This window comes from Bradyrhizobium tunisiense, from assembly GCF_042263385.1.
Taxonomy (GTDB): Bacteria; Pseudomonadota; Alphaproteobacteria; order Rhizobiales; family Xanthobacteraceae; genus Bradyrhizobium; species Bradyrhizobium tunisiense.
Genome location: NZ_JBHLEV010000016.1, coordinates 21,366 through 46,757, shown reverse-complemented (window position 1 = coordinate 46,757; position 25,392 = coordinate 21,366). Strand labels below are relative to the sequence as shown.

The following is a 25,392-nucleotide window of genomic DNA, read 5'->3' as shown; positions in this document are numbered from 1 at the left end:
ACTAGAGGATTGACAGGGGGCGACACAGGGCGGCGCCGTCCCGTCATCCCCAAGGCAATCGCATATGGCGCTTTGCGCGACCTGAGCGCGCGCCTCGTCCTTCGAGACGACCGCTTCGCGGTCTCCTCAGGATGAGACTAAGCGGCATCGGTGCTCGCCAGAACTGGTGCCGCGCCCCCGGTCCTCATCCTGAGGGCCCGCCAACGGCGGGCGTCTCGAAGGATGGCCACAGGCGAGATCGCTGCCGTATGCGATTGCCCTGCCGTGATCGGCGATAGCGGCGAGCTCACGGTTCAAGTCAGGAGATCATGCTATGCTTCCCGCCATCGAGGCCCTTCGAATCGCCCCATGGCTCTCCTGCGCAAGCTGCTTATGCTGATCGCCGGCCTTCTCGTGGCCGGTACGCCGGCGCCTGCCGCGGAGTTCTATACCGAGGACCTCCGCATCCCCATGGCCGAGGCCGGGCCGCAGGGGCTCGAGGCCTTTCTGGTCCGCCCGGCGGGAGCGAAGCGTTATCCGCTGGCGCTGCTCAGCCACGGCTCGCCGCGCAGCTTCGACGATCGCGCGACGATGTCCGCGCATAAATATTACGGCATCGCGCTCGAATACGCCCGGCGCGGTTACGCGGCGCTGATCGTGATGCGGCGCGGCTACGGTACCTCCCCCGGCGGGCGAGCCGACAGTGTCGGCGGCTGCGCCAAAGCCGCTTATTTGCCGGCGGCCGCGGTCGCGGTGGCCGACCTGCGCGCCGCGATCGATGCGATGACGCGGCGGGATGACGTCACGACATCAGGCATGATCGCGGCCGGCCATTCCGCCGGCGGTCTTGCAACGATCGCGCTCACCGCGCAGGCCCCGCCCGGACTCGTCGCCGCGATCAACTTCGCCGGCGGCCGCGGCTCGCGCGACGACGACGATGTCTGCAATCCGGATGGGCTCGTGCAGGCCTTCACCACCTTCGGCAAGACTTCGCGCGTACCGACGCTCTGGGTCTATGCCACCAACGATTCGTATTTCGGCCCCGACCTCGCGCGCCGTCTCCATAACGGATTTCGCACCGGTGGCGGCAAGGCGACATTCATCGCGGCGCCTGCCTTCGGCGACGACGGCCATTACCTCTATTCGGTGGCAAGCCGTCCGCAATGGACGCCCTATGTCGATGCCTTCCTGCGCGAGCGCGGCCTCCTCGGTCGCGACATTCTGAGCCTGCCCGATTCCTTGCCGCCGCCGCGTCAGCTCAACGAGGCCGCGCGGGCCGAGTTCGCGCGCTATCTCGCCAGCATGCTGCCGCACAAGGCGTTCGCCGTATCGCCGAACGGCGGCTATGGCTGGCGCGCGGGGCGCGTCACGACCGACGAGGCCCAGCGTGACTCCCTGGCCGCCTGCATGAAATGGTCGCCGACCTGCACGCTCTATGCGATCAACGACCGGCTGGCTGAACCTGCAACAGTGCCGGCCACCGATCAGAGCGCCCGCGCGCGTTAGTCGCCGCGCGCCGGAGGCGCCGAGGTCGCGGCCGTGCCTGTTGGGCCGCCCACGAGGCGAGGGTCGGCCAGATCAAGGCTCGCATCGAGGCGCGATGGAATCGCGTCGCATCCCGTTGACGACGATGCAGCGGTCCAATTCCTTTACAGCCGCTCGCTGAGCGCCAGCTTGTAGCCGACGCCGGTGACGGTGGCGATCACGGGCGTACCGCTGCCGACGAGCTTGCGGCGCAGCCGCGCCACCAGGGCGTCGACCGTGCGGATGTCGACCTCCGCCTGGCGGTTGCTGACGACCTCGATCAGATAGTCGCGGCTGAGCGGCCGACCGTCGGCGCCGACCAGCGCCGCGAGCAGATCGAATTCGGCGCGCGTGAGCGACACTGGCTTGCCGTCGCTGCCGAGCAATTCGCGCCGGGTCAGGTCGATGATCCAGTCGCCGAAGGCGATCGAATTGTGGTTGCGCGCCGCCTTGCGATCGAGCGAGCGACGCCGCAGCACGCTGCGTGCGCGCGCGAGCAGGTCGCGCAGATTGATCGGCTTGGTGACGTAGTGATCGCCGGCGATCTCGAGGCCGAGAATGCGATCGACGTCGGTATCGCGGCGCGTCACGAAGATGATGCCCGCATTGCTCGTCGCCTGGATCTCCTTGGCGAGCTCGAAGCCGTCGCCGTCGGGCAGCTGCAGGTCGAGGAAAACGAGATCGGTGCGCGCGCGCAGCGCCTGGCGGCATTCCGCACAGGAGCCGGCGCCGACCACGTCGAAATTGTTCTCGCTGAAATAGCCGACCAGCATGGTCCGCGTCACCGGATCATCCTCGACGACGATCAGCCGCTCGCGGCCGGCGGGACGCATTTCCTGACGTGCGGATTCAACCACGGTCTTGGGTATCCTGTGTGCCTGGGACCCGACCTGGCGATCCAGCCCGTCGCGCAATGCGCCGGCATGTGAACGTGCATTCACGACTTGTTCGAGCCCCCGAAATCAGCCGCCGGAATATTAGGCGCGCTGCGACGCGCAAACAATATTGCTCATGGTCTTCAACTATTAAGTATGAATTGCCCCACAATTCTCAATCTGCGCATCATCGCTGCCGAGGGCGCGGAGGCCCACTCCCTAACATTCCGCCTCGGACTCAACTGGCGGTTAACGTAAAAAAGGCCTTCGGCTTCGGAAAGCCCGGCTGCGCCCCTATTGTCCCGCCTGCACAATACCAAACCACGGAGCAGGCGTGATGCAGGGGCAGACCCGGTTGGCTGCCGGTCGAACCGAGCAAGGCACGGCATTCAATCGTTCGCACACGCTCGATGTCCTGCGCGGCCTTGGTATCGTCGGGGTGATGGCAATCCACGTTTCGCAGGCATTTCCGTCGAACATCCGCGCGGTCGACTTCGCTTTCATGTGCGGGTGGACCGGCGTCAACGTGTTCTACTTCGTCAGCGCCATGACGATGTGCCTGATGTGGACGCAGCGCAGCGGCGAGACGAATGCGACCGGCAAATTCTACATCCGCCGCTTCCTGCGCATCGCGCCGCTGTTCTGGATCGCGATCCCGGTCTACCTCGTCATCAACGGCACCGGACCGAGCGACAACGCGCCCAACGGCATCGGGCCGTTTCAAGTGATCCTGACCGCGACCTTCCTGCATGGCTTCTGGCCGGACAGCGTCAACAGCGTGGTGCCCGGCGACTGGTCGATCGCGGCGGAGATGACCTTCTATCTCGTCTTCCCGCTTCTGATCATCGCGTTCGGATCGCGCCGCCACCTCTATCTCGCGTTGGCAATCGCGCTGCATCTCGTCAATGTCTGCCTGTTCAAGCCGTGGGCCTTCGCGCTGTTCTCGGCCTATTATGGCCCCGGCCACGAGGCGTTCGTCTGGACCACGCTGCACATCAGCTTCCTGAATCAGCTTCCGGTCTTCCTGATCGGATGCGCACTGTTCTTCTCGCTGCGCGACGGCTTCACCAGGTCCGATGCCGCGATCTACGCCATCTTCATCGCACTGTCCTTTGCCGCCGACCGCGCCACCGGCTCGCATGAGTTCAACTACCTCATGATCAACCTCGTGCTCGGTGCGCTGGTTGTCGGGTGCATCAAGCTTGCCATCCGCTTCCAGCCGCTGGAGGCGCTCGGCCGCAATTCCTATTCGATGTACCTGTCGCACTTCGCGGTGATCTGGGGCCTGCGTCAGCTCTGGCCGCTCGCGGATGGGCTCATCTCGCTGCTCATCGCCTATGTCGTCACCGCCGCGATGAGCTATCTCGTCGCGCGCGCGACATGGCATCTGGTCGAGCGGCGCGCGCAGGACCTGGCGCATCGCCTGACATCAGCGGGATCGGGCCGATCAAGCCTCCGGCCGACCATTGCCGCCACCGCAGCCGGCATGCGCTGAACGCCGCTGCTCCGTCCCTGCTGGCCCGATGCGGCTTGCTTCATTGCCGCCTTCATATCTAGTGTGAAGTATCTTCACGCTGGAGTGTGCACTATGGAGGTCATACTGCTCGGCACCGGCGGCCCGCGCCCGGACCCGCGCCGCATGGCAACGACCACGCTGATCAGGCTCGGCGACGAGAATATCCTGTTCGACGCCGGCCGCGGCGTCATGGTCCAGCTCAGCAAGGCCGGCGTTCCACTCGGCGCCATCAACACGGTCTTTCTCACGCACCATCATTTCGACCACATCGGCGACCTCTACGATGTGATGCTGAATTCATGGATGTACGGGCGCAAGGACGAGCTGCGCATCTATGGACCGCCGGATACCGAACGGCTCGTCCACACGCTGGTCACGCAGGTCTACGACAAGGACATCACCTGGCGGGATAAGGGCGAACCCACCTTCGGCGGCTGGAAACCCGTCCTCGCAACGGACGTCGTACCGGGTCCCGTCCTCGACACCGGGCGCTGGAAGATCAGCGCCGAATTGGTGTCGCATGGCGATGGCCTCGACATGCCACCGGCCTTCCTCGCGCGATGGATGTGTCTCGGCTACCGCTTCGAAGCGGAGGGCAAGGTCATTGCGATTTCCGGCGACACTGTCCCCTGCCCCGGGCTCGAGCGGCTGGCGCACGGAGCCGACCTGCTGGTTCAGTGCTGCTTCCTCGCGACGCCGGAGATCAACAACGAGCACCTTCGCCGCCTTGCGAAATTCACGATCGCCTGCGGCGACACGGTCGGCAAGATCGCGGCCAAGGCCGGCGTCAAGAAGCTCGCGCTGACCCACCACCGACCGCGCACCGACGATGCGATGCTGAACGCGCTGCTTGCGGATGTCAGGCAGGACTATACGGGTCCCGTCGTGCTCGGCGAGGATCTCACGCGGATCGAGATTTGAGGGCCGATCAGCTCGACTTCGGTCTCAGGACGATCCGACCTCGATCCGGAACGACAACCGCTCTTCCGCGTCCGGCGCAATGTGCATCAGGCCCGGCTTGTCACCGAACTCGCCGTCAAATCCGTCCGGACTGGCGTAGCCGCGCCAGGGCTCGATGCAGAGGAACGGCGCGCCTGACGGTTTCGACCAGACGCCGAGCTCGCGAAAGCCGCGCCAGGACATTTTGAGCCAGGGGCCACCGGAGGCGGCATAGCGGACCGCGTCGCTCTCCATCCGGTCAAAGATGACGGCATCTTCGGTGAAGAGGGATTCGGACAAGGGGAGCACGGTGCCTTTGACGGGGCTCGGCTCCGTTGCCGCGCGCAGCAATCCGCCCTCGAGACGGCGGACGGGAGAGGACTCCGCGCGGGTGAAGGTCAGCGCATAGCTCTCCTTGGCAAGTCCCGGCTGAAGCGGCCAGTTGAACGCGGGATGACCGCCGATCGAAGCCGGCAACGTTTCCTTGCCAGTGTTGGCGATCACTAGCGTCAGGTCGAGGCCGGCATCATCGAGCGTATAGATTGTCGTCAGCCGGAACGCGAATGGATAGAGCGCACGCGTCGTCTCGCTGTCTTCGAGCACCAGGGTGCAGCAGCTCTCGCCGCGTTCGACCCAGGCAAAGCGGTTGTCGCGGGCAAAGCCGTGCTGGGTCATGCGATACGTCTTGCCCCGGTGCCGCAATTCGTCCCCGGCGAGGCGCCCGACGATCGGAAACAGCAACGGCGCATGGCGCGGCCATTCCGGCCCCGCCTGCCAGGCGAACTCGGTGACGCCGTCCTTGAACGAACATAGTTCGGCGCCGTGCGCCTTGACCGTGGCGGTGAGCCGGCCGCTGCGAAGAGTGAAAGTGTCATCGCTCATGCGCGAGATCTACACCCCGACCTTGCGTGCAGCAAGGCGGCGCCAGCCATGCAGCCGGCGCCCCAGCGCCCTGCAGGGCAGCGTCATATTTCCGTACCTAACGGTTGCTCATTTGCGGTTCGTCCGCCGCCAGCCTTGTCGGAAACGCGGCCCGGGTCCCCAAGAACAATTCTGGTAGCCAATTGAAATTCTTCATCAACGGCCGCTTTCTGTCGCAAAAGCTCACCGGCGTTCAGCGCTATGCCGCCGAAATCGTCAAGGCGATCGACGCGGAGCTGGCGTCGGAGCAAACGCCGGCGTCGCTGCGGAACGCAGACTGGCAGTTGCTGACGCCCGCGGATGCAAGCGAAGACCTTCACCTCGAGCGAATCAAGATTCGTACCGTCGGCCGCCTGCGCGGGCACGCCTGGGATCAAATCGACCTGGCGCGCGCTGCTGCGGGCGGCCGCCTGATCAGCCTGGCCAATTCGGGCCCGGTGTTCCATCGCGACCATATTGTCGTGATCCACGACGCACAGGTCTTTCGCAGGCCGGACTTCTTCAGCTGGCGCTATCTGGCAGTTCACCGCACGATGGGCCGGCTGCTCGCCCGACAGGCAAGCATCGCAACAGTGTCGGGCTTTTCGCGCAAAGAGCTTGCCGAAGTGCTGAATCTGTCGGCAACGGCGATCCCTGTCTTCCCCAACAGCGCAGAACATTTCGCCAAGACGAAGCCTGATCCCGGCATCATTGGCAGACTTGGGATTCAGCCGCGGAAATTCTTTCTCTATGTGGGCTCGCGGACGAAGAACAAGAATCTTTCAGTCGCGATTCGTGCCGTCCAGCTGCTCGACCGCCCTGACGTTCCGCTGGTGATCGTCGGCGGCGACAACAGCAAGGTATTCCAGGACAATTCAGGCGACGGCGCCGCCGGCCTGCTGCTGGCCGGGCGTCTGACGGACGGCGAGATCGCAGCGCTCTATGCGCATGCATCGGCATTCGTGTTTCCCTCGCTCTACGAAGGCTTTGGCGTGCCGCCGCTCGAAGCCATGATCTTCGGCTGCCCGGTCATCGCCTCGACCGCCGATGCGGTCGTTGAGACGTGCGGTGATGCGGCTGCGTATTTTCGCGCCAGCGATGCCGACGCTTTGAAGCAGCTCATGCTCGAAAGATTGGCAATCGGCGCCATCTCTGATCAGGAGCGCATGAGGCAGCAGGATCGCGTTGCATTCTTTTCGTGGAAGAAATCGGCGAAGGCCCTGCTCGATCATCTCGCAGGGCCGGCCAACGTCGCCACCGCCGCTTGAAATAGGACGCAACTCGCCTTTCGCGCGCAAAAGGTCCAGCGCAAACGTGTCGCAACTCCCCCGCCCGGCACATGGTTCCATGAAAGTTTTTTGTTTTTGGAAGTGATCTCGCGCGCGCAATGAGCTTGGCGCAACATCACCACATCGCTGCCCCATTATCGCTACGTATTCGAGGAACTGTATCTCGCACTAGCGAACACCGAACAGGGATAGACGATGTCCGGCTCTCCGACGCAGCCTTATGCGAGGCAAACGATGAAAGTGCTGCACATCGCCGAGACCATTCGGGGCGGGATTGCGAGCTACCTGAACGAGTTGCATCCACAGCAACAGGCCAGCTTCGGCGCCGAGAACGTGCACTATGTCGTGCCCTCGGATCATCGCCGCGATCTTCCGGCAGTCGATGACAGCCGGATTACGACGTTCGAACGATCCGGCCGCGGCGTCGCCGGGCTATTCCACATGTTTCGCGCGAGCATGCAGGCACTCGACGCCTTCAAGCCGAACGTGGTGCATCTGCATTCCTCGTTTGCAGGCCTCGTGCTCCGTCCCGCGCTTGCAGCCCGCTCGGACGGTCCGCGCGTGGTTTATTGCCCGCACGGCTGGGCATTTTCACGCCAGACCGGCCGCCTCAGCCATGTCGTGACAAAGGCGGCGGAGAACCTTCTCGCCCGGACGTCGGACCGAATCATCTGCATCTCCGGCGACGAGTTCGACGAAGCGGTCCGCGCGGGAATTCCGGCGGACCGCCTCACGATCGTCCATAACGGCATCTCGAAGACGCGCTCGCCGCAGCCCGTCGCGGCGGACTGGACCTCCAAGAAGGTCAAGGTTCTCTTCATCGGACGCCTGGACCGCCAGAAGGGATTCGATCTCCTGATCGAAGCCGCGCGCGCGCTCGAGGACGTGCTCGATATCCGCATGATCGGCGCCTCCGTCGTCAACAAGTACGAAGGCCCGAGTGTCCCGTCCAACGTGTCCATGCTGGGCTGGCTCGACCGCCCGACCATCGAGACCCAGCTCGAGGCCGCCGATCTCGTCGTGATCCCGTCACGATGGGAGGCCTTTGGTCTCGTTGCCCTGGAGGCGATGCGCGCGGCAAAACCCATCCTGGCATTCCGCAGCGGCGCATTGCCCGAGATCGTCGTCGACGGCGTCACCGGCGTGCTTTGCGAGCCCGTCGCCGTTCAGCCTCTCGTCGACGGTTTCCGGCGGGCGCTCGATTTCGATCTCAAGGTGTTGGGACAACGCGGCTACGACCGCTTCAAGCAGTTTTATGACGTTCAGAAGACGCATGGGCATTTGCAGCAGGTCTATGCCGAGCTCCTCCAGGACGAGCGGACACCGGTCGAGGCGAAGGCGGCGCTGCAATCGGACCTCTCCAAGAATTTCTGATGGCTCCGCCGCTCCCACGCACCTTGGCTCGCGACAGCCTTCGCCTCGCAAGCCTCATCGCAGCCATTCTCCTGCCGGTTTCCGTCTGCGCACAACAGGCTCAACCGCTCGATGCCCGATTCCTGCTGGGGGTCGGCACGCATCAGGGGCTGGGTGGTCCCGTGAGCGCACGCGGCTACGTGCCCTCGGAGAACATCGCGCAGATCAAGCAACTCGGCCTCAACGCTTTTCGCGACGATTTTCCCTGGTCGGACTTTGAAGTGGGCGGACGCCGGATGGGCTTCACGCCCAGGCTCGGCAGGCTCGAGGCCCAAGTCAGATCCGGCGTCGCGCGTCCCCTCCTGATCCTTGCGTTCGGCCATCATCTGGTGCCGAACTCCTCGCCGCCGACGACCGATGAAGCGCGGCAGCGCTTTGCCGACTATGCTGCTTCGGCAGCGCAATCGGTCGTGGCGCAGCATCCGCTCTTCGAGCTCTGGAACGAATGGAACCTGGCGGCGAAGAAGGATGCCGCGTTCTCGCCGGAGAACTATCTGGCGCTCGCGCAAGTCGCGCGGCCGGCGGTCAAGCGGGTTGCGCCGAACGCGCCTTTCCTGGTCGGGGCGCTCGGCGACGATCTCGGCTGGGCATGGACGGAGAAGATGCTGCGGACCGGCATCCTTCAATATGCGGACGGCGCTTCGATCCATCTCTACAACTTCTGCATGGGCCCGAGCAAACGCACCTCGGCCGAGATCATCGACAGGTTGACGGCGTTTCACCGCCTGGTCGGCCAGGCGAGCGGAAACCCCGACTTCCCGATCTATGTCACCGAGACCGGCTGGACCACGGCCGCTTCCAACAAATGCGGGGTCAGCGAACAGGCCCAGGCCGACAACACGGCGCAGCTCATCCTGTGGGCATCGACCGCGACGCGCTGGCTCAAGGGAATGTGGCTCTACGAGCTCAAGGACAGTGGAAAGGACCCATCGGACCTGGAGCACAATTTCGGACTCTATCGTTTCGACAATTCACCGAAGCCGGTCGCCTGCGCGGCTCAGGGCGCATGGGCCTTCATTCGCACGAGCCTGAGTGCCGAGCGACGCGAACTCGCCAGCGGAGTGGTGTCGATCAATGCATCGACGGCGTCCGGTGGCAGAATAGCGGTCTGGTCCGAGACTCCGGACCGCCGTTACGAAGTCCGGATCAAGGGCGATCAGCAAGGCGCGAGCTTTGCCATGCCGTGCGACCAGACGGCAAAGCCCGCAAGCGGCGTGTGGATTCCCGTCTCGAGCACGCCGGTCCTGATTGCCGCCAATGACAGTGCCGTTCCCGCCCTGGAGATCAGGCCGGCGCGGTAGACGTGATTTTTTTGCAGACATGAGGTTGACGCGATGAAAGTTCTTTTGACGTCCACGCTTTATCCGACGCCTCAGGCCCCAAAGATCGTCGGCGGCGCAGAGATCTTCGCGCGGCGTTTCGCCGAAGGCCTGGTGCAGCGCGGTGACGAGGTGGAGGTGATCCGCGCCGCTCCATCGCCGGAGCAGGCGCCCGAAACCTGCAACGGCATCAATGTCTACTCCGCGCCGGTGCAGAACATCTACAGGCCCTTCACCGAGCAGAAGAACGTCGCGCTGCGCAGCATCTGGCACGCCATCGACGATTGGCAGATGCAGGCCCCCCTGATCGCGGAGCGAATCCGGGCTTTCAAGCCGGACGTGATGCACTCCAACAATTTGTCGGGCCTCACCACCGCGATCTGGCGCGTTGCCGCCCAGCTCGGCGTTCCCGTGCTCCATACGCTTCACGACTATTATCTGACCTGCCCGCGCTGCTCGCGCTTCGAGAAGGGGCGGTCTTGCGAGCACACCTGCACGAGCTGCGGAATTCTGACGTTTCATCGCAAGCGTGCCACGCATTGGCTCAGCGCGGTGGTCGGCGTGAGCGAGCGCGTCCTGTCCATTCACACCGACATGGGCATGTTCTCGGAGACGCCGATCCGTACCGTGATCCGCAACGCCTCCACCGAGCCGCCGCGTGCGCCCTATCCTCGTCCGGTCTGCACCACGGAAGTGACGTTCGGATTCATCGGCCGCCTCACGGAGGAAAAGGGCATCGACAATCTGATGCGGGCGCTGGCTCTGCTGCCGCCGGACCGTATCCGCATGTTGATCGCCGGCCGTGTCAGCGACGAGGAGCAACGGCGCCTCAGGGCGCTGGCGCCGGACGCACGGATCGAGTTCATGGGCTTCGTGGTGCCCGACGATTTCTACAAGCAAGTGGACGTGGTGATCGCACCGTCGATCTGGCACGACCCCGGCCCGCTCGTCGTCGCCGATGCCAAGGCGGCCGGCAGGCCGCTGCTCGGGACGCGCTTTGGCGGCATGCCCGAGGTCATCGAGCACGGCATCACGGGCTGGCTGACTGAAGCCGATCCGCAATCCCTGGCCAACAGCATGCTCGCGGTCGCGGCCGATCCGCACAAGATCGACGAGATCAGCCGGCGCCTCATCGCGGATACCAACAAGTGGATATTTGCCGACGTGCTGTCTTCGTACAAGAACCTGTATGAACAATTGCGCGAGCAACGGATGTCGCACCTGCGTGCAGCCACGACCGAAGCGCCGCAGGGACCGGCGGTCGTCGGCAAGGAGCGCCTCATTCCGCGATGACACGCCTGCGATGACACGCTTCTTGGCGATGGCGGGCTACGTCTATCAGAGCGCCGCGGCGATCATCCTGATCTTCGCGATCAGTCATCTGTTGCCGGCAGCAGACTACACCAGCTTCTCCCTCGCGCTTGCCTCGAGCCAACTGCTCTGCGTCCTGATGTTCGAGTGGCTGCAACTCGCCGGATTGCGTTTTCTGGCGGCCGCCGGAGAGAACGAAGCGGCCCGGCTGAGGTGGTCGCTGTTTGCGGCAGGCCTGTCAAGTGCGGTCGCGCTCGTCGTTGTCGGGAGTTGCGCATCCATGGTCAGCGCGCTCCCGGCAGGGATCATCGCGTTGGGTCTGGGCATATCCGTCCTTCAGGGCTTGACGGATCTCTACTTCCTGTCGGTCCGTCTGTCGGATCGGCTGGGCGTCGCGTCCTCTCTTCTTGCGCTGCGTGCCACCGCGCTTCTGGCCGGGGCCGTCGTGGGAGGAGCGACTTCAGGGACGGCCGAAGCTGCGCTGCTCGGGATTGCGTCGGGTCACATGCTGGGGCTCGTTGCCGGGCTCGTCGCCTACCGCACGCCGCTGGAGCGCGCATCGTTGCAGACGATGCTGACCGATTGGAAGACTTTCGCCGGCTACGGCATGCTCGCGGCGGGTGCATCCGTCATCCATTTGTCGGTGCCGGTGCTGCTCCGTGTCATCATCATCGGCCGGCTGGGCGCGACGGGGGCAGGTGCCGGATTCTCGATCGCGCTCGACCTGCTGCAACGTCCGTTCTGGGTCCTCAACGCCGCGATCCACACCGTGAGCTATCCCGAACTGGTCAAGGACTTCGAACACGGGACCGCCGTGAAGTCGGTTCAATCGGCGCGACGGATGTTCGAATTCATGATCTGCACGACCCTCGTGCTGCTCGGCGGCCTGGTCGGCTTCATTCCGGATGCAGCCCGTATCCTGGTCCCGCGCGAGAGCCTCGACGGCTTCCTGGCGACGGCACCCACGGTGGCCGCCTTCTATTTCCTGCACACGCATCTGCAGGCGACCGTCGCGGTGGTTCCACACCTGGAAAAGCTCGCGACCAGGCTCGTGCTGGTCGCGGCCGGCCAGCTTGCGATCGTCGCAGCCGTCGCGCTGGTCGCGGTATGGGCCGGACTTTCGCCGCGACAGGCAGTCGGCTGCGCTTCGCTCGCCACCCTCGCAACGATCCTGGTCGCGCTCGGTCCAACCCTGCGGTTCGAGGCATTCCCGCGCTGGTCGCTGGTCATGCAGGCATTGGTGGCCGCAATCCTGATCGGATCGCTCGGTGCGATGCCGACGGAGCCAGCGACATGGCTCGCCGGCAAGATCGTGATCGCAGCGATCGCGACGGCGATCGTCGGATGGCGCGGCGACTTCCTGATGCTGGCCCGCCGCGGCTAATTCGTCGCACCGGCATCATCGGATCATATCGAGCCGCTGGACGACGGCTCTGTTTCAGTTCCTGCACGGAACCGTTGCGCTCTTGTAACGCGACCGAACGGCCTACCCGGGAAATTACGGACACAACCGTCGCGTTAATATCTCATAGATTACTCGTCCACCCTCTGCCGACTCCTTGTGCAATTCGATGATGAGGATGAACGACTCGGCGCTGCACTCAGAGCCGACCGCTTCACTTGGCCGCGTCTCCGAGCGCTGCGATTGCGTGTGGCAAGCGCAAGCATTCGATCGAGTGCGCGCGGACTGCGCATATATTCAGCAGCGCGAATGCAGAAAATCTTGAAAGTGCCTTCGTCACGCCATCCTGCGCAGGCATCGCATCAGCATTCTGCTGCGACTCGAGTCGACGTGTTCCTGCGCAAGGAACCGCATTTCACTCGCAACTTGTAGCTTCGATTTTTATCTGAAATTCACACTCGACAGAGAAGGTTGAACGCAAATCCCTGCGAGCAATTTTGCTTGCGCAGAAACTCGAGTGAGCAATGTCAGACCAGACCATCCTCTCCGCCAGCGGCTTCATCAACTCCATCGGCGTCAACACGCACGCTGGCTTCGGGTGGACCGGCTACAACAATCTCGCGATGATGGTCGATGACCTCGAGTATCTCGGCGTTACCCATCTCCGCGACGCCTTGGGGACCAGCCCGGCCGCGCAACCGGTCGTCGAGGGTCTCGCCGCGGCCGGCTACAAATTCGATTTCCTGGTGTCGTCCGCACTCCCCCAGACAGGGACGGTCGGGCTGCAGAACTACATCGCCTCGCTGCAGAAATTCGTGACGAGCCACCCGGGCAGCATCAGCGCCATCGAAGGGCTCAACGAGGCCAATCACCAGCCCTTCAGCTACAACGGCAGCTCGAGCCTCACTGCCGCGGCCCAATTCCAGAGTGTGCTCTATCAGGCCGTCAATGCCAACGCGACGCTCGCCAGCATCCCCGTCTACAATCTGTCACTGGCCTACAACGATCCCCAGGGCTACAGCCAACTCGGCAACATGTCGGGCTCGGTCGACTACGCCAACGCCCACGCTTATGTCAGCACCGGCCTGACATACAGCAGCTCGATTGCGGCGACGCTGAGCGCCGTCATGTCCGCGGCGCCCGGCAAGCCTGTCGTCATCACGGAAACCGGCTACACCACCCAGACCAACACCCAATATCTCGGCGTCAACGAGACGGTGCAGGCCAAATCGATCCTGAACACGCTGGTCGTCGCCTACAAGGCCGGCGCGAGTGCGACTTACCTCTACGAGCTGTTCGACCGCGATTCGTCTGCAGCCAACACCAATCCCGAAGCTAATTTCGGCCTGTTCAACTCCGACGGAACGCCCAAGCTCGCCGCAACGGCGATTCACAACCTCACGACCATTCTGGCCGATGACGGCAAGGGCGGCCAGCAGCCGACTGATCCGCTGAACTACACCCTGAGCAATATGCCCGCGACAGGCAACAGCATGGTGCTCGGCAAGAGCAACGGCGCCTACGAGCTCGTCGTGTGGGCGGAGCCGAAGCTCTGGAACGACGGTACCGACACCGAGCTGACTAACACGGCCCAGACGGTCACGGTGAACCTCGGCGGCGTCCATCATACCGTGAAAGTCTATGACACGCTGACGGGCACCACGGCGATCGCCAGCTACACCGACGTCAGCACCATCACCATTCCGGTCAGCGATCACCCCGTGATCATCGAGATCGACGCACCGCCGACCACGGCTGTCCCGCCGGACACCAGGACCAGCGTCACCGGGACGGCTGCGGAGATCGTACCGCAACTGTCCGACCTGAGCGACTCGACGGCGCTGCAGACGATCACGCTGACCGACTCCCACGTCCTGCAGGTCGCGTCGAAGGCGACCATGGACTACATGATCGCCCATTACGGCAACGCGCTCTCCAAGATCCAGGGCGGATATTCGTTCTCGGTGACGAATTCGGCGGCGACCTGGACCAGCACGAGGACTTTCGATTCGAGCGGCAAGCTGCTCTCGAAATCCGACACCGGCCTCAATTCAAGCGGGCAGCCGACCTCGACCACCGTCGTGTACAGCGACGGCTCCAAGGACGTGATCAGCTACACCGGCGGCGTGCAGACCAAATTCGTTCATGTCGGAACCGACGCAACGCGGACCACGGACACCTACAACACGGCCGGCACCCTGCTGAGCGAAGTCGTCCAGAAGTCCGACGGCTACTACTCCACGACGCTCTACACCAACGGGGTGAAGACCGCCGCCTACGTCAAGAACGCCGACCGCTCGCAGGACAACTACACCTACAACATCACGGGCAAGAGCTTCACCACCCAGGTGCAGCATCTCGACGCCTCGGGGAAGGTCGTTTCGGTGATCCGCAGCCATGCCGACGGCTCGCTGGACTCGACCCAGGTCTACAATAGTGACGGTAGCAGCGTGATCACGTTGTACAGCGCCACTGGAGTGAAATTGATCGAGACCGCCTACCATGCCGATCGCAGCAAGGATGTCTGGACGTACAACATCAAGGGCCAGAACTATACGACCCAGCACGACGTCTACGATTCGACCGGATTCCTCACGACCCTGACGCGCCTGCATGCCGACGGCAGCCTGGCCTTCGAGCTGATGAAGACCGCCGACGGCACCAAGACGACCAACTGGTACAATGCCGCCGGCAGCCTCACCAGCGAGGTGGTCGAAAAGGCAGACGGCTTCACCTCGACGACCCTGTTCAGCAATGGCGTCAAGACGAAAGCCTATATCAAGAACGCCGACGGTAGTCTGGACAACTATGCCTTTGGCATCACCGGCCAGAGCTACACCACGCTGATCCAGCACATCGATCCGTCCGGCAAGGTAACGTCCGTCATCCGCAAGCACGCGGATGGCACGCTCGACTATACCCAGGTCGTCAACAACGACGGTAGCAGCGTCGTCACCATCTATGACTCGGCGGGAGTACGGACGAAACAATCCGAGTACCACGCTGATGGCAGCAAGGACGTCTACCTCTTCAACATCACCGGCCAGAACTACACGACCGAACACGATGTCTACGATGCAACCGGCTTCCTCACGACGCTGATCCGGAAGCACGCGGACGGCAGCATGGCATTCAAGCTGGTGCAGAGCAAGGACGGAACCAAGACAACGGACTGGTACGATGCCAAGGGGGTCCTCACCAGCGAGGTGATCACGAAGGCCGACGGTTACAGCTCAACAGCGGTCTATACCAACGGCTTGAAAACTGCGGTCTACACCACCAATGCCGACCTGAGCCAAGACAATTACACCTACAACATCTCCGGTCAGACCTATGCCACGCAGCACCAGCATCTCGATGCGACCGGCAAGACGACGGAGGTGACCCGCTGGCACGCTGACGGCACGCTCGACTATACCCAGGTCGTCGGCAGTGACGGCGGCAGCGTGGTGACCAATTACGACGCTTCAGGCATCAAGAAGACACAAACCGATTACCACGCGGACGGCTCGAGGGATGTCCATCTCTTCAACGTCGTCGGTCAGAGCTACACGACAGAGCACGACATCTACGATTCCACCGGTTTCCTGACCAGCATCGTGCGGACCCACGCCGACGACAGCCTGGCATTCACCCTTGTGCAGAGCGCCGACGGCACCAAGACCTCGGGCTGGTATGACGCCAAAGGAATCATCACCAGCGAGGTGACGACCAAGAGCGACGGCTACAGTTCCACCACGATCTACACCGCCGGTATCAAAACCGCTGCCTACATCAAGAATGCCGACGGCACGTCGGACAATTGGAACTACAACGTCACCGGCCAGTCCTACACGACGCAGCACCAGCACCTCGATGCCTCGGGCAATATCGTCGAGATCACAAGGACCCACGCCGACGGCACCCTGGACTATACCCAGGTCATCAATAATGACGGCAGCAAGCTGACCGACATCTATGACAGCGCCGGCATCAAGACCCAGGAGATCGCCAGCCACGCCGACGGCTCAAGGGACGTCTTCCTGTTCAACTTCAACGGACAGGCCGGCCTCACGCAGCACGAGAACTACGACACCGCAAAAGCGCTGCAGTACCTCGATCAAACCAAGACCGACGGCACCCACAACGTCACGGCCGTCGCCAGCGGCGTGACGATCCAGGGCGGGGCCGGCAACGACGTGTTCTCGGCGGCGCCGAGCTCGACGACCGTCGCGTACGACCACGGCCACGATCAGATTCTCAACTTCCAGGCCGGCAGCGGGACGACGCACGACACGATCGCGATCTCGAAACTGCTGGCGGAGGACTACAGCCACCTCCAGATCATGCAATCCGGCACGAACGCGCTCATCACGTTCTCGGCCAATGACTCGATCCTGCTGAAGAACGTCTATGTCTCCAGCCTGACGAGCCACGACTTCGTATTCGTCTGAGCCGGCGAGACCTGCCGAACGGATGCCAATGGCGCTGGGGCCGGGACCATGTCCCGGCCCCTGATCGTTCCACGGGCGTCTGCCTCATCGATGAGCAGAGGGCTGACTGCCATCCGCAATTGGATGAGCCCTATGAATTCGGAGGGAATGCCGGATTGCGCCGTGTCGGCCGGCGTGCTTGCGAACTTGCGTCACAATTCGTCTCTAGAAGCAGACGGACCGCGCAAGGATACCGAGCCCCGATGGAAGCCAGTGAAGCAAGACGTTTTGTCGTTCTCGACTTCTACCGCTTCGTCGCCGCGCTCGGGGTCTTCATCTTCCACCTGAAGCTGATCGACACGGGCATCTCGCCGGCCTGGAACGGGTCCTATGGCCTGTTCGTGGACATGTTCTTCATCCTGTCCGGCTTCGTGATCTCCTACTCCTATCCTTCAGGCTCGACGGGCCTGCGCTCCTATGCGCGCTTCCTCGTGAGGCGGATCGCGCGAATCTACCCCTTGCATCTGCTCACCTTGCTGATATTCGCGATCCTTGCCCTCATGGGCATATCCGGTCCGACCTCGCACGCGAGCTGGACGGATTTCATTCACAACCTCTTCCTCGTGCAGGCGTGGGGCATCACGGATCACCTCAGCTTCAACTCGCCGTCCTGGTCCATCAGCGCCGAACTGTTCTGTTATCTCTTGTTCCCGTTGTTCATGCTGCTGGCCGGCAGGATTTCGCCGCTGATGCTCGCGATCATCGTCGCGCTCTCTTATGGAATCCTCGCCCATGCTCACCTGCCGATCTGGCAGGAACGCTCGCAGATGTACGGGGCAACCTACGATTTCGGAATATTACGGGCCCTTCCGAGCTTCCTGAACGGGATTCTCCTGACTGTCCTGTTCAGGCTCTCGAGCGACTATCGCAAGAAGCCGGTCGCATTCGCCGGAATCGCGCTGTTTATCATCTCGATCCTGGTGCTCAACTTTTTTGCCAAGCCCGACCTTGCAATCATACTGTTCTCTGTCGCGATCCTCGTCACAGCCACTGGAGAAAGTGCATTCAAGCGGTTTCCCGGCTCTGACTGGCTTGGCCGCCTCGGCAACACGTCATATGCGATCTACATGGTGCACGAAGTGCTGCTGATCCTGCTTTTCAAGCCGGCCTGGCACTATCTCGGACTTCAACCAAGCATGTTTCCAGTGTTTGCATTGGTCTGCTGCATCATTCTGACAGTCGTTGCCGACGTGACCTATCGCTACGTCGAAGATCCCGCTCGAAAACTGATCAACCGGCTTATGCCCGGCGGTGCAAGATCAGCCCGGATCCCAAAGGCCGAGCCGCTCGATCTTGCCGAGACCAGACAGGCGGCAAACGCAAGCTAGGCGGGTGGTGCGTGCTGCCAGATCTTGCGGCTAGGTCCTCGACGATCGTCGCACACGACCCCAGACTTCCTGGCATATCCGCACCACGGCCGGCCGGGCGACAGCCATGACAACGGCGAGGTAGACCGAAGAACCAAGCAGCACGAGCGCGGCGAGACGCAGCCATTGCGACGTGGCCGGCATGGTAACGGAGGCAGCAACCACCGCGCATGCCATCACCGCAGAGCCCGCAAGTGCAGGCATCAGCGCCGCGGCATAGGACCTGATACCGAGCGCCAGTATCCGCATCGAGGCTCCCGCGGATAGGGGATACAGCAACAAGGCGCGACCAACGTAGCCGACAGCAATCGCGACAAGGCCAAACGGCGCAGCGAGGATGAAGATCGCTATGTTCGAAACCGCGTATATCAGCGTCAGCCACGTCTGCCAGTGCGGTTTTCCGAATGCCAGGATCACAGAGTGATTGTAGAGGCCGATCGTGGTCAGGAATCCGGTGATCGACATGATCGCGAGCAGAGGGGCGGCCTCGCCCCACTTGGCTCCGAAGAAGCCGACGATGAGATCCGGCGCCAGAACCGCTATGCCAGCGAAAAGCGGGGCCGTCAGCAGCGAGGTGTACATGACGAAGTCAACCAGCGTCGAACGTGACGCTTCCCGGTCATGCTGGAGGCCAGCGATGGTCGAAAAGAACACGCGGTTCAACGCGTTTCCGATCACCGTACTCACGGCGTTGACCAGGCGCTTGGCGAGGCTGTAGAAGCCCGCGCCGGCGGCGCCGGTGTACCAAGTGACAAAGATCAGATCGGCATTGGCATTGGCGAAATTGGTGATTCCTGTCAGCGCCACGTAGCGCGCATAGCTCAGGAGTTCGATAACGGCCTGCCGGCTGACCCGGAGCCCGGGGCGCCAGGGCGTCAGAATCCAAAGGCTGACCAGCGAGATCAACGAAGTCGAGACGAGCTGTCCGACCAGCGCAACGACCCCGTAGCCCTGTATCGCCAGCGCGATCCCTACAGCCCCGCCAACCGAGATTGAGGAAATCGAACGAATGGCGAGGGATCGAAAGAGCTGGTTGCGCGTCAACCAGGCTTCGTGCGTCCGTGAGAGGCCTTGCACGGCCACCACGATGCAAAATCCTTTGAGAACGATGGCAAGATCCGAAAGACCCGAGAATCGTTCGATAGCGCCGCTCGAGGCGAACAGCGCGAGCGCTGCAAACAGGGAGAGGCCCGCGATGAGCCAAAACGAGGCCGTGTAATCCTCATCCTTCGGTGCGGGGCGCGCCTGGACGGCGATCGCGATGCTCTCGATCAGGACTGCCCGGCAGAACTCGAGCGCCAGCGCTCCCGTTGCCACGATGCCGAGAATCTGCGGCGACAGCAGCCGCGCCATGATCATGTAGATTGCGAGCGTGAGAGCCTGCCCGACCGCAGAATCGAGTGCCGACCAAATAACGCCCGAAACGATCGAGCGCGGCTTGATAATCTCGTGGCGCAATTGGAAGCCTGTCACTATTTCGGGTTAGGCCGACCTTCGTCGACGAGCCATTGGCTGCAATGGTCCAATAGTCGCCTTGTTTACGAGGACACTACGGCAAGAAAGCAGCTACGATCCGAGGCAGCATGAATTTTCGAGGCAATCTACGGCGACTGATCAACGAGGTCGGCTGCGACTTTATTCATCAACTGCCCTATCCGCACGTGGACTTGTTCTTCTGGCGTCCCGACGACGGAACGATAAATTTCGGCGACTACCTTTCGATCGTCGTCGTTGACCATCTCTTGCGGCATTTCGGGTATACGCTCGCCGACGAGGTGCCGCGGCAAACACGCTTGTTCGCGATCGGCTCCGTGCTCCATTACGCGCGAGACGGCGATGTGGTCTGGGGAAGCGGCGTAAACGGGCGCCTTGGGCAGGGCGACCTCAACCGACGCGTGCAGAACTTGGACGTGCGAGCGGTGCGCGGCCCTCGTACACGGGAGGTTCTGCAGCGTCGGGGCATCGTGGTACCTGAAGTGTTCGGAGACCCCGCGTTGCTGCTTCCTCAGCTGTTTCCGAATCGCTTTCACCCCACTGCCAAGAAGCCGTGGGTGTTTGTTCCGAATTTGCACGATTTGAGTCTCATCGACCCTACCGCCGATACAGTGGTATCACCGCTGGGATCCTGGAACCGTCGAATTGACGCCATTCTCGAAGCTGAACTGGTTCTGGCTAGCTCGCTCCACGGCATCATCGTCGCCGAGGCATTCGGGATACCGGCTCGATACGTGCGACTGAGCAGCGCAGAAGCCGAGTTCAAGTATCGTGACTACTATGAGGGCACCGGCCGGTTCGCCGTCGAGTTTGCCACAAGTATTGAAGAAGGACGCGAGATGGGTGGAGCAGCGCCCCTCAGCTTTGACCATCGTGCCTTGATGAATGCATTCCCGATCGACCTCTGGGGCGGAAAGAGCTGACATGGCCAAGCGCCTCCGCGTGGCCATCTACGCGCCGCATTTTGCGGAATATTCCTACCGGCTCGCAGCGGGACTGGCACATCATTGCGACGTCCGCCTCGTGCTCAACGCCAAGGACGCGAACCAGCAATGGGAACTGGCGGATATCGCCGTGGCGGCGCCGTTCGAGACCCGAATCCGCGACCTGAGCCTGCGCCGCGGCGGCGCGATCGGGATCCCCGCGTCCTTCTTCGACATAATATCGTTTCGTCCGGACGTGATTCATTGTCACGAAGTTCCGGAGATCTACACATCCAAGTTGATCCAGCTGCTCCGACCGCTTGGCATTCCCCTGGTGCTGACGGTTCACGATGCGATTCCGCATTCGGAGGGCGGCTCCGGCACCTCGCCGCGTGAAGATGCCTGGCGCGAGCGCATGCGCGCGGCCGCATCGGTCGTCACGACGCATGGCGAGAGCTGTATTGCCGATTTTCGCCGCGCCTCGCCCGGCTTCAAGGGCGAGACCGTTTCCAGCATGCACGGCGTGCTCATGGTTCCGCCGGCCAAGGGGGCGCTCGCCGAGCCGGAGGCCGCGCGAATCCTGTTTTTCGGACGGATGTGGGCCTACAAGGGCCTGGACGTGTTCATCGATGCGATCGACATGTTGGCCCGGCGCGGCGTGGCGCATGAGGCGATCGTCGCCGGCCGCGGACCCGAGATGACACGGCTCGGCGCGCGGATGGAGGCGATGCCGACGGTCAAGGCGATCAACGCCTATATCTCACCTGCGGAGACCGGACGGCTGTTTCAATCCGCGACCGTCGTTGCCCTGCCCTATAAGGATGCAACGCAGAGCGGCGTGCTTGCATCCGCTTACGGCAACGCCCGTCCGGTCGTTGCCAGCGCCACCGGCGGCATTCCCGACGTCGTGACGGACGGCGTCAACGGGCTGCTGGTTCCTCCCGGCGATGCCACGGCACTGGCCGACGCACTCGAACGGGTGCTGACTTCAAAACCTCTTGCCGCGACATTGACCGAGGGCGCACGGCAGACTGCAGCCGGCCTGCTGAACTGGGATCGCATCGCCGCGCAGCTTCTCGGGTCCTATCACAGGCTGGCCGGCCGGACCGTGAGCTGACCGCGACCCGCTGCCTCTCAAACCGATTGCTCGATCTGCCGTCGAAAGAACACGCCGCGGATCGCGCCGTCCAACAGGCGCCTCAGCCTGACCTCGATCAATTCATAAGTAATCGCGCTCGCAACGAGTGACATCACCAGCCCGAGCCCGATGAAGGCGGCCCACAGCGGCCAGCGGTCGACGCCGGCAGCAACCAGCTTCTGGCCGATCACCTGCAGGGGAAAGAGCACGAAGGGGTGCACGAGATAGAGGCTGTAGCTGATCTTGCCGACATATTGCAGCGCCGGCGTGCTCAGAGTCCTGCCGAGGCCCGATTCCGGGGCGAGCACCATGGCGAACAGCAGAAATCCGGGAACGAGACCAACGAAGGGGTGAAACAGCACGAGGCTCGCATACAAGGCGGCGCCGCAGACCACGCCCGCGAGCAGCCCGAGGCGGCCGGGAATGGAGATACGAAATCCCGTCGCACTGAACAGCATGCCGATGCAGAAGAACGCAGTGATGGGCCAGCGCATCAGGCAGGCCAGACCCAGCAGGATCAGGGGCGCCGCGAGCAGCCGGCCCCCGCCGCGCCACATCGAGAATGTCAGCGCAAACCAGATGTAGAACGCCCATTCATAGGTCAACGTCCAGGCGTTCTGCTGCGCAATGGGCAAGCCGAGCGCGTCCTGCACGAAGAACAGATTGGCCGCAAAGATCGTGAGATAGCTGGTCAGATCGATCCCGCGGAAGAACTTGTAGGCCACGATCGGCCCGATCACGAACAACGCCAGATGCAGGACGACGAACACCGGCATGATACGCAGCACGCGGTCGTAGAAGAACCGCGAGAGCGAGCCGTGCCGCACCAGGCTCGCCGGAATCAGGAATCCGCTGATCATGAAGAACAGCTCGACACCGTGTCCGCCGACATTGATGACCGATTGCAGCCAGGGCCAGAGCGGCGGCAGGAAGCCGGGATTCGGGATGTCGTACATCCCTGCTTTAGGCATGTCGTAGAAGTGATCCATCAGCACGCTCAGCGCCGCGATGGCCCGAAGTCCCTGGACCGACGGAACGAACGATCCGTGATCGGCAGCGCCCGGCTGGTGCGGTGCCTTGATCACTCCGCGGCACCCTGGGTGCCGAGGGCCGGCGCGAGAATAGGCTTTCTTCGCGCCGAGCGGAACCTCTGCCCGAAGGCAATGCTGGGCTTCTCGATGAACGCGAATGTCATCCAGCTGACGAGGATCGACAGTGCCAGAATCACGACCAGGAAAATCGACCATCCGAGCGGCCCGTCGCCGAACCAGACGAGGCGATGGATGAAGACGATCACGAACGGCGACATCAGGTAGACCGAATAGCTGATCACGCCGACGAATGCCATCGGGCGCCAGGCCATACGTTCGCCGAACACGGCAAAGCCGATGAAGACAAGCGCCGCGCAGATATACGCCGATCCGATCGAATAACTGTAGAAGAAATTCTCGTGATACACGCCGCCGAACCGGCGGTCGGACAGGGTGGCGGCGAAGACCGCATACAAAAGCGTGCAGACGGTCACATGGGTCCACCGCAGCTTGCCGCCAATGACCGTGTCGCGGATGATCTTGCCCAGGAACATCGCCGAGAGGTTCAAGCCGACCTCCATCACCGAGGAGACTGCCCTGCTCTCAACGAGAAGTGCCGCTGTGGTTCCCACCAGCGCGGCGGCAACGACGATCGTCACCGCTGTGAGGCGCTGGTTGAGTAGCCCCATCGCAAAGAGAATGGTGCATCCGACGTAGAACAAGAGCTCTATCGCCAGAGTCCAATAGAACACCCAGAGATTCGGGACGTTCACGAAAGTCTGCAACATCGTCACGTTAGCGGCGACCTGCCCCAGCGGAAAACTCTTCGAATCCAGCAGCTGCACCAACGTGAGCCCGACAACGATCGAAGTCCAATATGCCGGGTAGAGCCGGAAGAAGCGGCTGATCGTAAAATCGCGCACAGGCGTGGCGCTGTCCGGGAAGCTGAACGGAATGACGAAGCCGCTCACGAAGAAAAACAACACGACGCCGAACCGGCCAAAGTTCATGTAGTAGCCGAATATATCGTGGAGGGGCCCGTAATAGACACCCGTCGGATGCTTTTCGAGAATGACCTCGAAGACGTGCTGGACCAGGACCGCCAGTACGGCAATGCCGCGAAGCGTATCGATGAATGCGAGCCGTTTATGCATCGTTCTTCTCACCTGCTTCCGCTCGCCGCCGGTATATCCGGGCGGAAGCCTTCCAATGGCGGCATCGGTGGCCGCATGATGATTGGCACGGCGTCACCTGCCCGCGCGAAGGTCGCACGCCGCGAGAACACTTCGCTGAAGCTCAACGCGATGATGAGCAGGCCGGACGCCGGACCGTAGTTCAGAACTGTGATCGTGAACAGGTTGACGACGAAGATCAGCGTCAGCTTGTAGACGTCGGTCGCTGCGAACGTCGCCCGGAACACCATCACCATGAAGGCGACGAACGGGAGACCGAACATCAGGTACGTACCGATGTAGAAATTGTCGACCGGAACCCAGAAATGCGCAAGCGGCGAGAACAGCTTCTGCGGATAGTTGAAGCAGCCAACGCCGCAACCGGTTACGAGACCGATGGGCATGAGCTGGTTCAGGTAGACGAACGGGAGTTGCCAGCTGTTGTTGATGCGATCGACGATGCTGAACAGGGTTGTGTGCGGCACCGCGGCGGTACCGGAGGCAAGCACGATCATGAAGAACGGCACGAGGATGGCGGCAAACGACCACAGCGCAATGGTCCGAATCGCGGGAAAGCGCGACTTCTCCGGCAGCATCCGCACGAACAGCAGCAGAACCAAGTAGATCACGAGGACGATCATGGTCGTCTTGCTGGTCGTCAGACGGATGATGTAGATCGCAAGAGAGCCGTACAGAAGACACCACATCGTGCTCTTGCGGATCGACGTAATTGCGAAGGACACGAGTATGAAGAAGGCCGCCATGGTACTTTCGGCAGCAAAGCCCGTGAGACGCTGATCGTCACCTCCATAGGCCCACCATAGGCGGCCCGCCTCACGCACGGCGCCGAAGGACTCATATTTGTAGCCGACCCAGGGCATGAGATAGAATTTCGTCAGCAGCACGCCGATCAGCGAGAGGTAGAATGTCGCCGCGATGACCGACAGCAACTTCTTGTAAGAGCCTAAACTGGTGTCGCAGAAGCAAAATCCGACGAACACCGGGAGCATCATCTTGAACGACGACATCGCCGCGTTGGCTGTTCCCAGCATGAAATAGCCGAGCACCAGCGACAGCATGATCTGCACCAGGACAACTGCAGCCAGGATACTGCGATTGCGCAGGATACAATGCACGATGAACTGTACCAGGCACAGAAGCGCAATGCCGTCTGGCACGAACCAAAGCGTGTCCAGATGCATGATGCTGGTGTAGTACCGCATCAGACCGCCGAAGGCGTCCCGCACCAGATAGGCTCCGAGCGCGATCGCCTCGATGTTGAGACTGATCAGCGTGATACGGCGGGGTTGCGGCGCGAAGGTGCTCAT

General features: G+C 62.4%; 18 protein-coding genes. 12 read left to right on the top strand and 6 right to left on the bottom strand.

What is annotated here, in order from left to right; all coding sequences use genetic code 11:
• Positions 1-348: 348 nt before the first annotated feature.
• On the top strand, positions 349-1,485 hold the full coding sequence (locus ACFDR6_RS36195; RefSeq protein ID WP_375861358.1) for an alpha/beta hydrolase family protein: 1,137 nt from the start codon (positions 349-351) through the stop codon (positions 1,483-1,485).
• Between the two features lie 143 nt (positions 1,486-1,628).
• Here ACFDR6_RS36195 and ACFDR6_RS36190 read toward each other — a convergent pair whose 3' ends face one another.
• Entirely contained in the window at positions 1,629-2,444 is an 816-nt protein-coding gene (locus tag ACFDR6_RS36190; RefSeq protein ID WP_375861356.1) for a winged helix-turn-helix domain-containing protein, read from the bottom strand.
• A gap of 271 nt (positions 2,445-2,715) precedes the next feature.
• On the opposite strand from ACFDR6_RS36190, the gene ACFDR6_RS36185 reads away from it, so the two are divergent.
• Together ACFDR6_RS36185 and ACFDR6_RS36180 are read left to right on the top strand one after the other, a co-directional pair.
• Entirely contained in the window at positions 2,716-3,873 is a 1,158-nt protein-coding gene (locus ACFDR6_RS36185; RefSeq protein ID WP_375861354.1) for an acyltransferase family protein, read from the top strand.
• Between the two features lie 93 nt (positions 3,874-3,966).
• Entirely contained in the window at positions 3,967-4,815 is an 849-nt protein-coding gene (locus ACFDR6_RS36180) for an MBL fold metallo-hydrolase (protein WP_375861353.1), read from the top strand.
• Positions 4,816-4,839: 24 nt separating this feature from the next.
• Here the strand turns inward: ACFDR6_RS36180 and ACFDR6_RS36175 are convergent, their stop codons facing one another.
• Positions 4,840-5,715 carry an aldose 1-epimerase family protein gene (locus ACFDR6_RS36175; RefSeq protein ID WP_375861351.1) on the bottom strand — a complete coding sequence of 292 codons (876 nt, stop codon included), beginning with the start codon at positions 5,713-5,715 and terminating at the stop codon, positions 4,840-4,842.
• 182 nt (positions 5,716-5,897) lie between these two features.
• Between ACFDR6_RS36175 and ACFDR6_RS36170 the strand changes: the two genes are divergently transcribed.
• The 7 genes from ACFDR6_RS36170 (at position 5,898) to ACFDR6_RS36140 (ending at position 18,267) form a co-directional block, all read left to right on the top strand.
• Complete coding sequence (locus tag ACFDR6_RS36170) at positions 5,898-7,001, top strand: glycosyltransferase family 4 protein (protein ID WP_375861350.1); 1,104 nt, start codon at positions 5,898-5,900, stop codon at positions 6,999-7,001.
• Positions 7,002-7,256: 255 nt separating this feature from the next.
• Positions 7,257-8,396, top strand: coding sequence for a glycosyltransferase (locus tag ACFDR6_RS36165; RefSeq protein ID WP_375861348.1), 1,140 nt, complete (start codon positions 7,257-7,259; stop codon positions 8,394-8,396).
• On the top strand, positions 8,396-9,736 hold the full coding sequence (locus ACFDR6_RS36160; protein WP_375861346.1) for a hypothetical protein: 1,341 nt from the start codon (positions 8,396-8,398) through the stop codon (positions 9,734-9,736). The genes ACFDR6_RS36165 and ACFDR6_RS36160 overlap by 1 nt, the downstream gene beginning before the upstream one ends.
• A 33-nt stretch (positions 9,737-9,769) precedes the next feature.
• Complete coding sequence (locus tag ACFDR6_RS36155) at positions 9,770-11,047, top strand: glycosyltransferase family 4 protein (protein WP_375861345.1); 1,278 nt, start codon at positions 9,770-9,772, stop codon at positions 11,045-11,047.
• Positions 11,048-11,057: 10 nt separating this feature from the next.
• Positions 11,058-12,449: a hypothetical protein gene (locus ACFDR6_RS36150; RefSeq protein WP_375861343.1), complete on the top strand. Its 1,392-nt coding sequence runs from the start codon at positions 11,058-11,060 to the stop codon at positions 12,447-12,449.
• A 542-nt stretch (positions 12,450-12,991) separates the two neighbouring features.
• On the top strand, positions 12,992-16,900 hold the full coding sequence (locus tag ACFDR6_RS36145; RefSeq protein WP_317240714.1) for an RHS repeat protein: 3,909 nt from the start codon (positions 12,992-12,994) through the stop codon (positions 16,898-16,900).
• Between the two features lie 242 nt (positions 16,901-17,142).
• The gene (locus ACFDR6_RS36140) at positions 17,143-18,267 is read left to right on the top strand and encodes an acyltransferase family protein (protein WP_317240715.1); all 1,125 of its coding nucleotides are present in this window, start codon (positions 17,143-17,145) and stop codon (positions 18,265-18,267) included.
• Positions 18,268-18,297: 30 nt separating this feature from the next.
• Here the strand turns inward: ACFDR6_RS36140 and ACFDR6_RS36135 are convergent, their stop codons facing one another.
• Positions 18,298-19,779, bottom strand: coding sequence for a lipopolysaccharide biosynthesis protein (locus ACFDR6_RS36135; RefSeq protein WP_375847650.1), 1,482 nt, complete (start codon positions 19,777-19,779; stop codon positions 18,298-18,300).
• A 110-nt stretch (positions 19,780-19,889) separates the two neighbouring features.
• Here ACFDR6_RS36135 and ACFDR6_RS36130 point away from each other — a divergent pair, with 110 nt between their 5' ends.
• Positions 19,890-20,723, top strand: coding sequence for a polysaccharide pyruvyl transferase family protein (locus ACFDR6_RS36130; RefSeq protein WP_317240717.1), 834 nt, complete (start codon positions 19,890-19,892; stop codon positions 20,721-20,723).
• Between the two features lies 1 nt (position 20,724).
• Complete coding sequence (locus ACFDR6_RS36125; RefSeq protein ID WP_317240718.1) at positions 20,725-21,840, top strand: glycosyltransferase family 4 protein; 1,116 nt, start codon at positions 20,725-20,727, stop codon at positions 21,838-21,840.
• A gap of 17 nt (positions 21,841-21,857) precedes the next feature.
• Here ACFDR6_RS36125 and ACFDR6_RS36120 read toward each other — a convergent pair whose 3' ends face one another.
• Genes ACFDR6_RS36120 through ACFDR6_RS36110 form a run of 3 tightly spaced genes read right to left on the bottom strand, consistent with a single transcriptional unit; the run spans position 21,858 to position 25,392 of the window.
• Positions 21,858-22,946 (bottom strand): acyltransferase family protein, encoded by a 1,089-nt coding sequence (locus ACFDR6_RS36120; RefSeq protein ID WP_375861342.1) that lies wholly within the window; start codon positions 22,944-22,946, stop codon positions 21,858-21,860.
• Positions 22,943-24,046, bottom strand: a complete 1,104-nt coding sequence (locus ACFDR6_RS36115; RefSeq protein ID WP_375861341.1) for an acyltransferase family protein — start codon at positions 24,044-24,046, stop codon at positions 22,943-22,945. Before ACFDR6_RS36115 ends, ACFDR6_RS36120 begins: the two co-directional genes overlap by 4 nt.
• An 8-nt stretch (positions 24,047-24,054) precedes the next feature.
• Complete coding sequence (locus tag ACFDR6_RS36110) at positions 24,055-25,392, bottom strand: hypothetical protein (protein WP_317240721.1); 1,338 nt, start codon at positions 25,390-25,392, stop codon at positions 24,055-24,057.

Coding starts and splice junctions, on each gene's coding strand:
- ACFDR6_RS36130 (WP_317240717.1), top strand. CDS start 19,890: ATGAATTTTCGAGGCAATCTACGGCGACTGATCAACGAGGTCGGCTGC.
- ACFDR6_RS36145 (WP_317240714.1), top strand. CDS start 12,992: ATGTCAGACCAGACCATCCTCTCCGCCAGCGGCTTCATCAACTCCATC.
- ACFDR6_RS36125 (WP_317240718.1), top strand. CDS start 20,725: ATGGCCAAGCGCCTCCGCGTGGCCATCTACGCGCCGCATTTTGCGGAA.
- ACFDR6_RS36150 (WP_375861343.1), top strand. CDS start 11,058: ATGACACGCTTCTTGGCGATGGCGGGCTACGTCTATCAGAGCGCCGCG.
- ACFDR6_RS36185 (WP_375861354.1), top strand. CDS start 2,716: ATGCAGGGGCAGACCCGGTTGGCTGCCGGTCGAACCGAGCAAGGCACG.
- ACFDR6_RS36180 (WP_375861353.1), top strand. CDS start 3,967: ATGGAGGTCATACTGCTCGGCACCGGCGGCCCGCGCCCGGACCCGCGC.
- ACFDR6_RS36195 (WP_375861358.1), top strand. CDS start 349: ATGGCTCTCCTGCGCAAGCTGCTTATGCTGATCGCCGGCCTTCTCGTG.
- ACFDR6_RS36110 (WP_317240721.1), bottom strand. CDS start 25,392: ATGAGCACCTTCGCGCCGCAACCCCGCCGTATCACGCTGATCAGTCTC.
- ACFDR6_RS36115 (WP_375861341.1), bottom strand. CDS start 24,046: ATGCATAAACGGCTCGCATTCATCGATACGCTTCGCGGCATTGCCGTA.
- ACFDR6_RS36160 (WP_375861346.1), top strand. CDS start 8,396: ATGGCTCCGCCGCTCCCACGCACCTTGGCTCGCGACAGCCTTCGCCTC.
- ACFDR6_RS36140 (WP_317240715.1), top strand. CDS start 17,143: ATGGAAGCCAGTGAAGCAAGACGTTTTGTCGTTCTCGACTTCTACCGC.
- ACFDR6_RS36155 (WP_375861345.1), top strand. CDS start 9,770: ATGAAAGTTCTTTTGACGTCCACGCTTTATCCGACGCCTCAGGCCCCA.
- ACFDR6_RS36165 (WP_375861348.1), top strand. CDS start 7,257: ATGAAAGTGCTGCACATCGCCGAGACCATTCGGGGCGGGATTGCGAGC.
- ACFDR6_RS36175 (WP_375861351.1), bottom strand. CDS start 5,715: ATGAGCGATGACACTTTCACTCTTCGCAGCGGCCGGCTCACCGCCACG.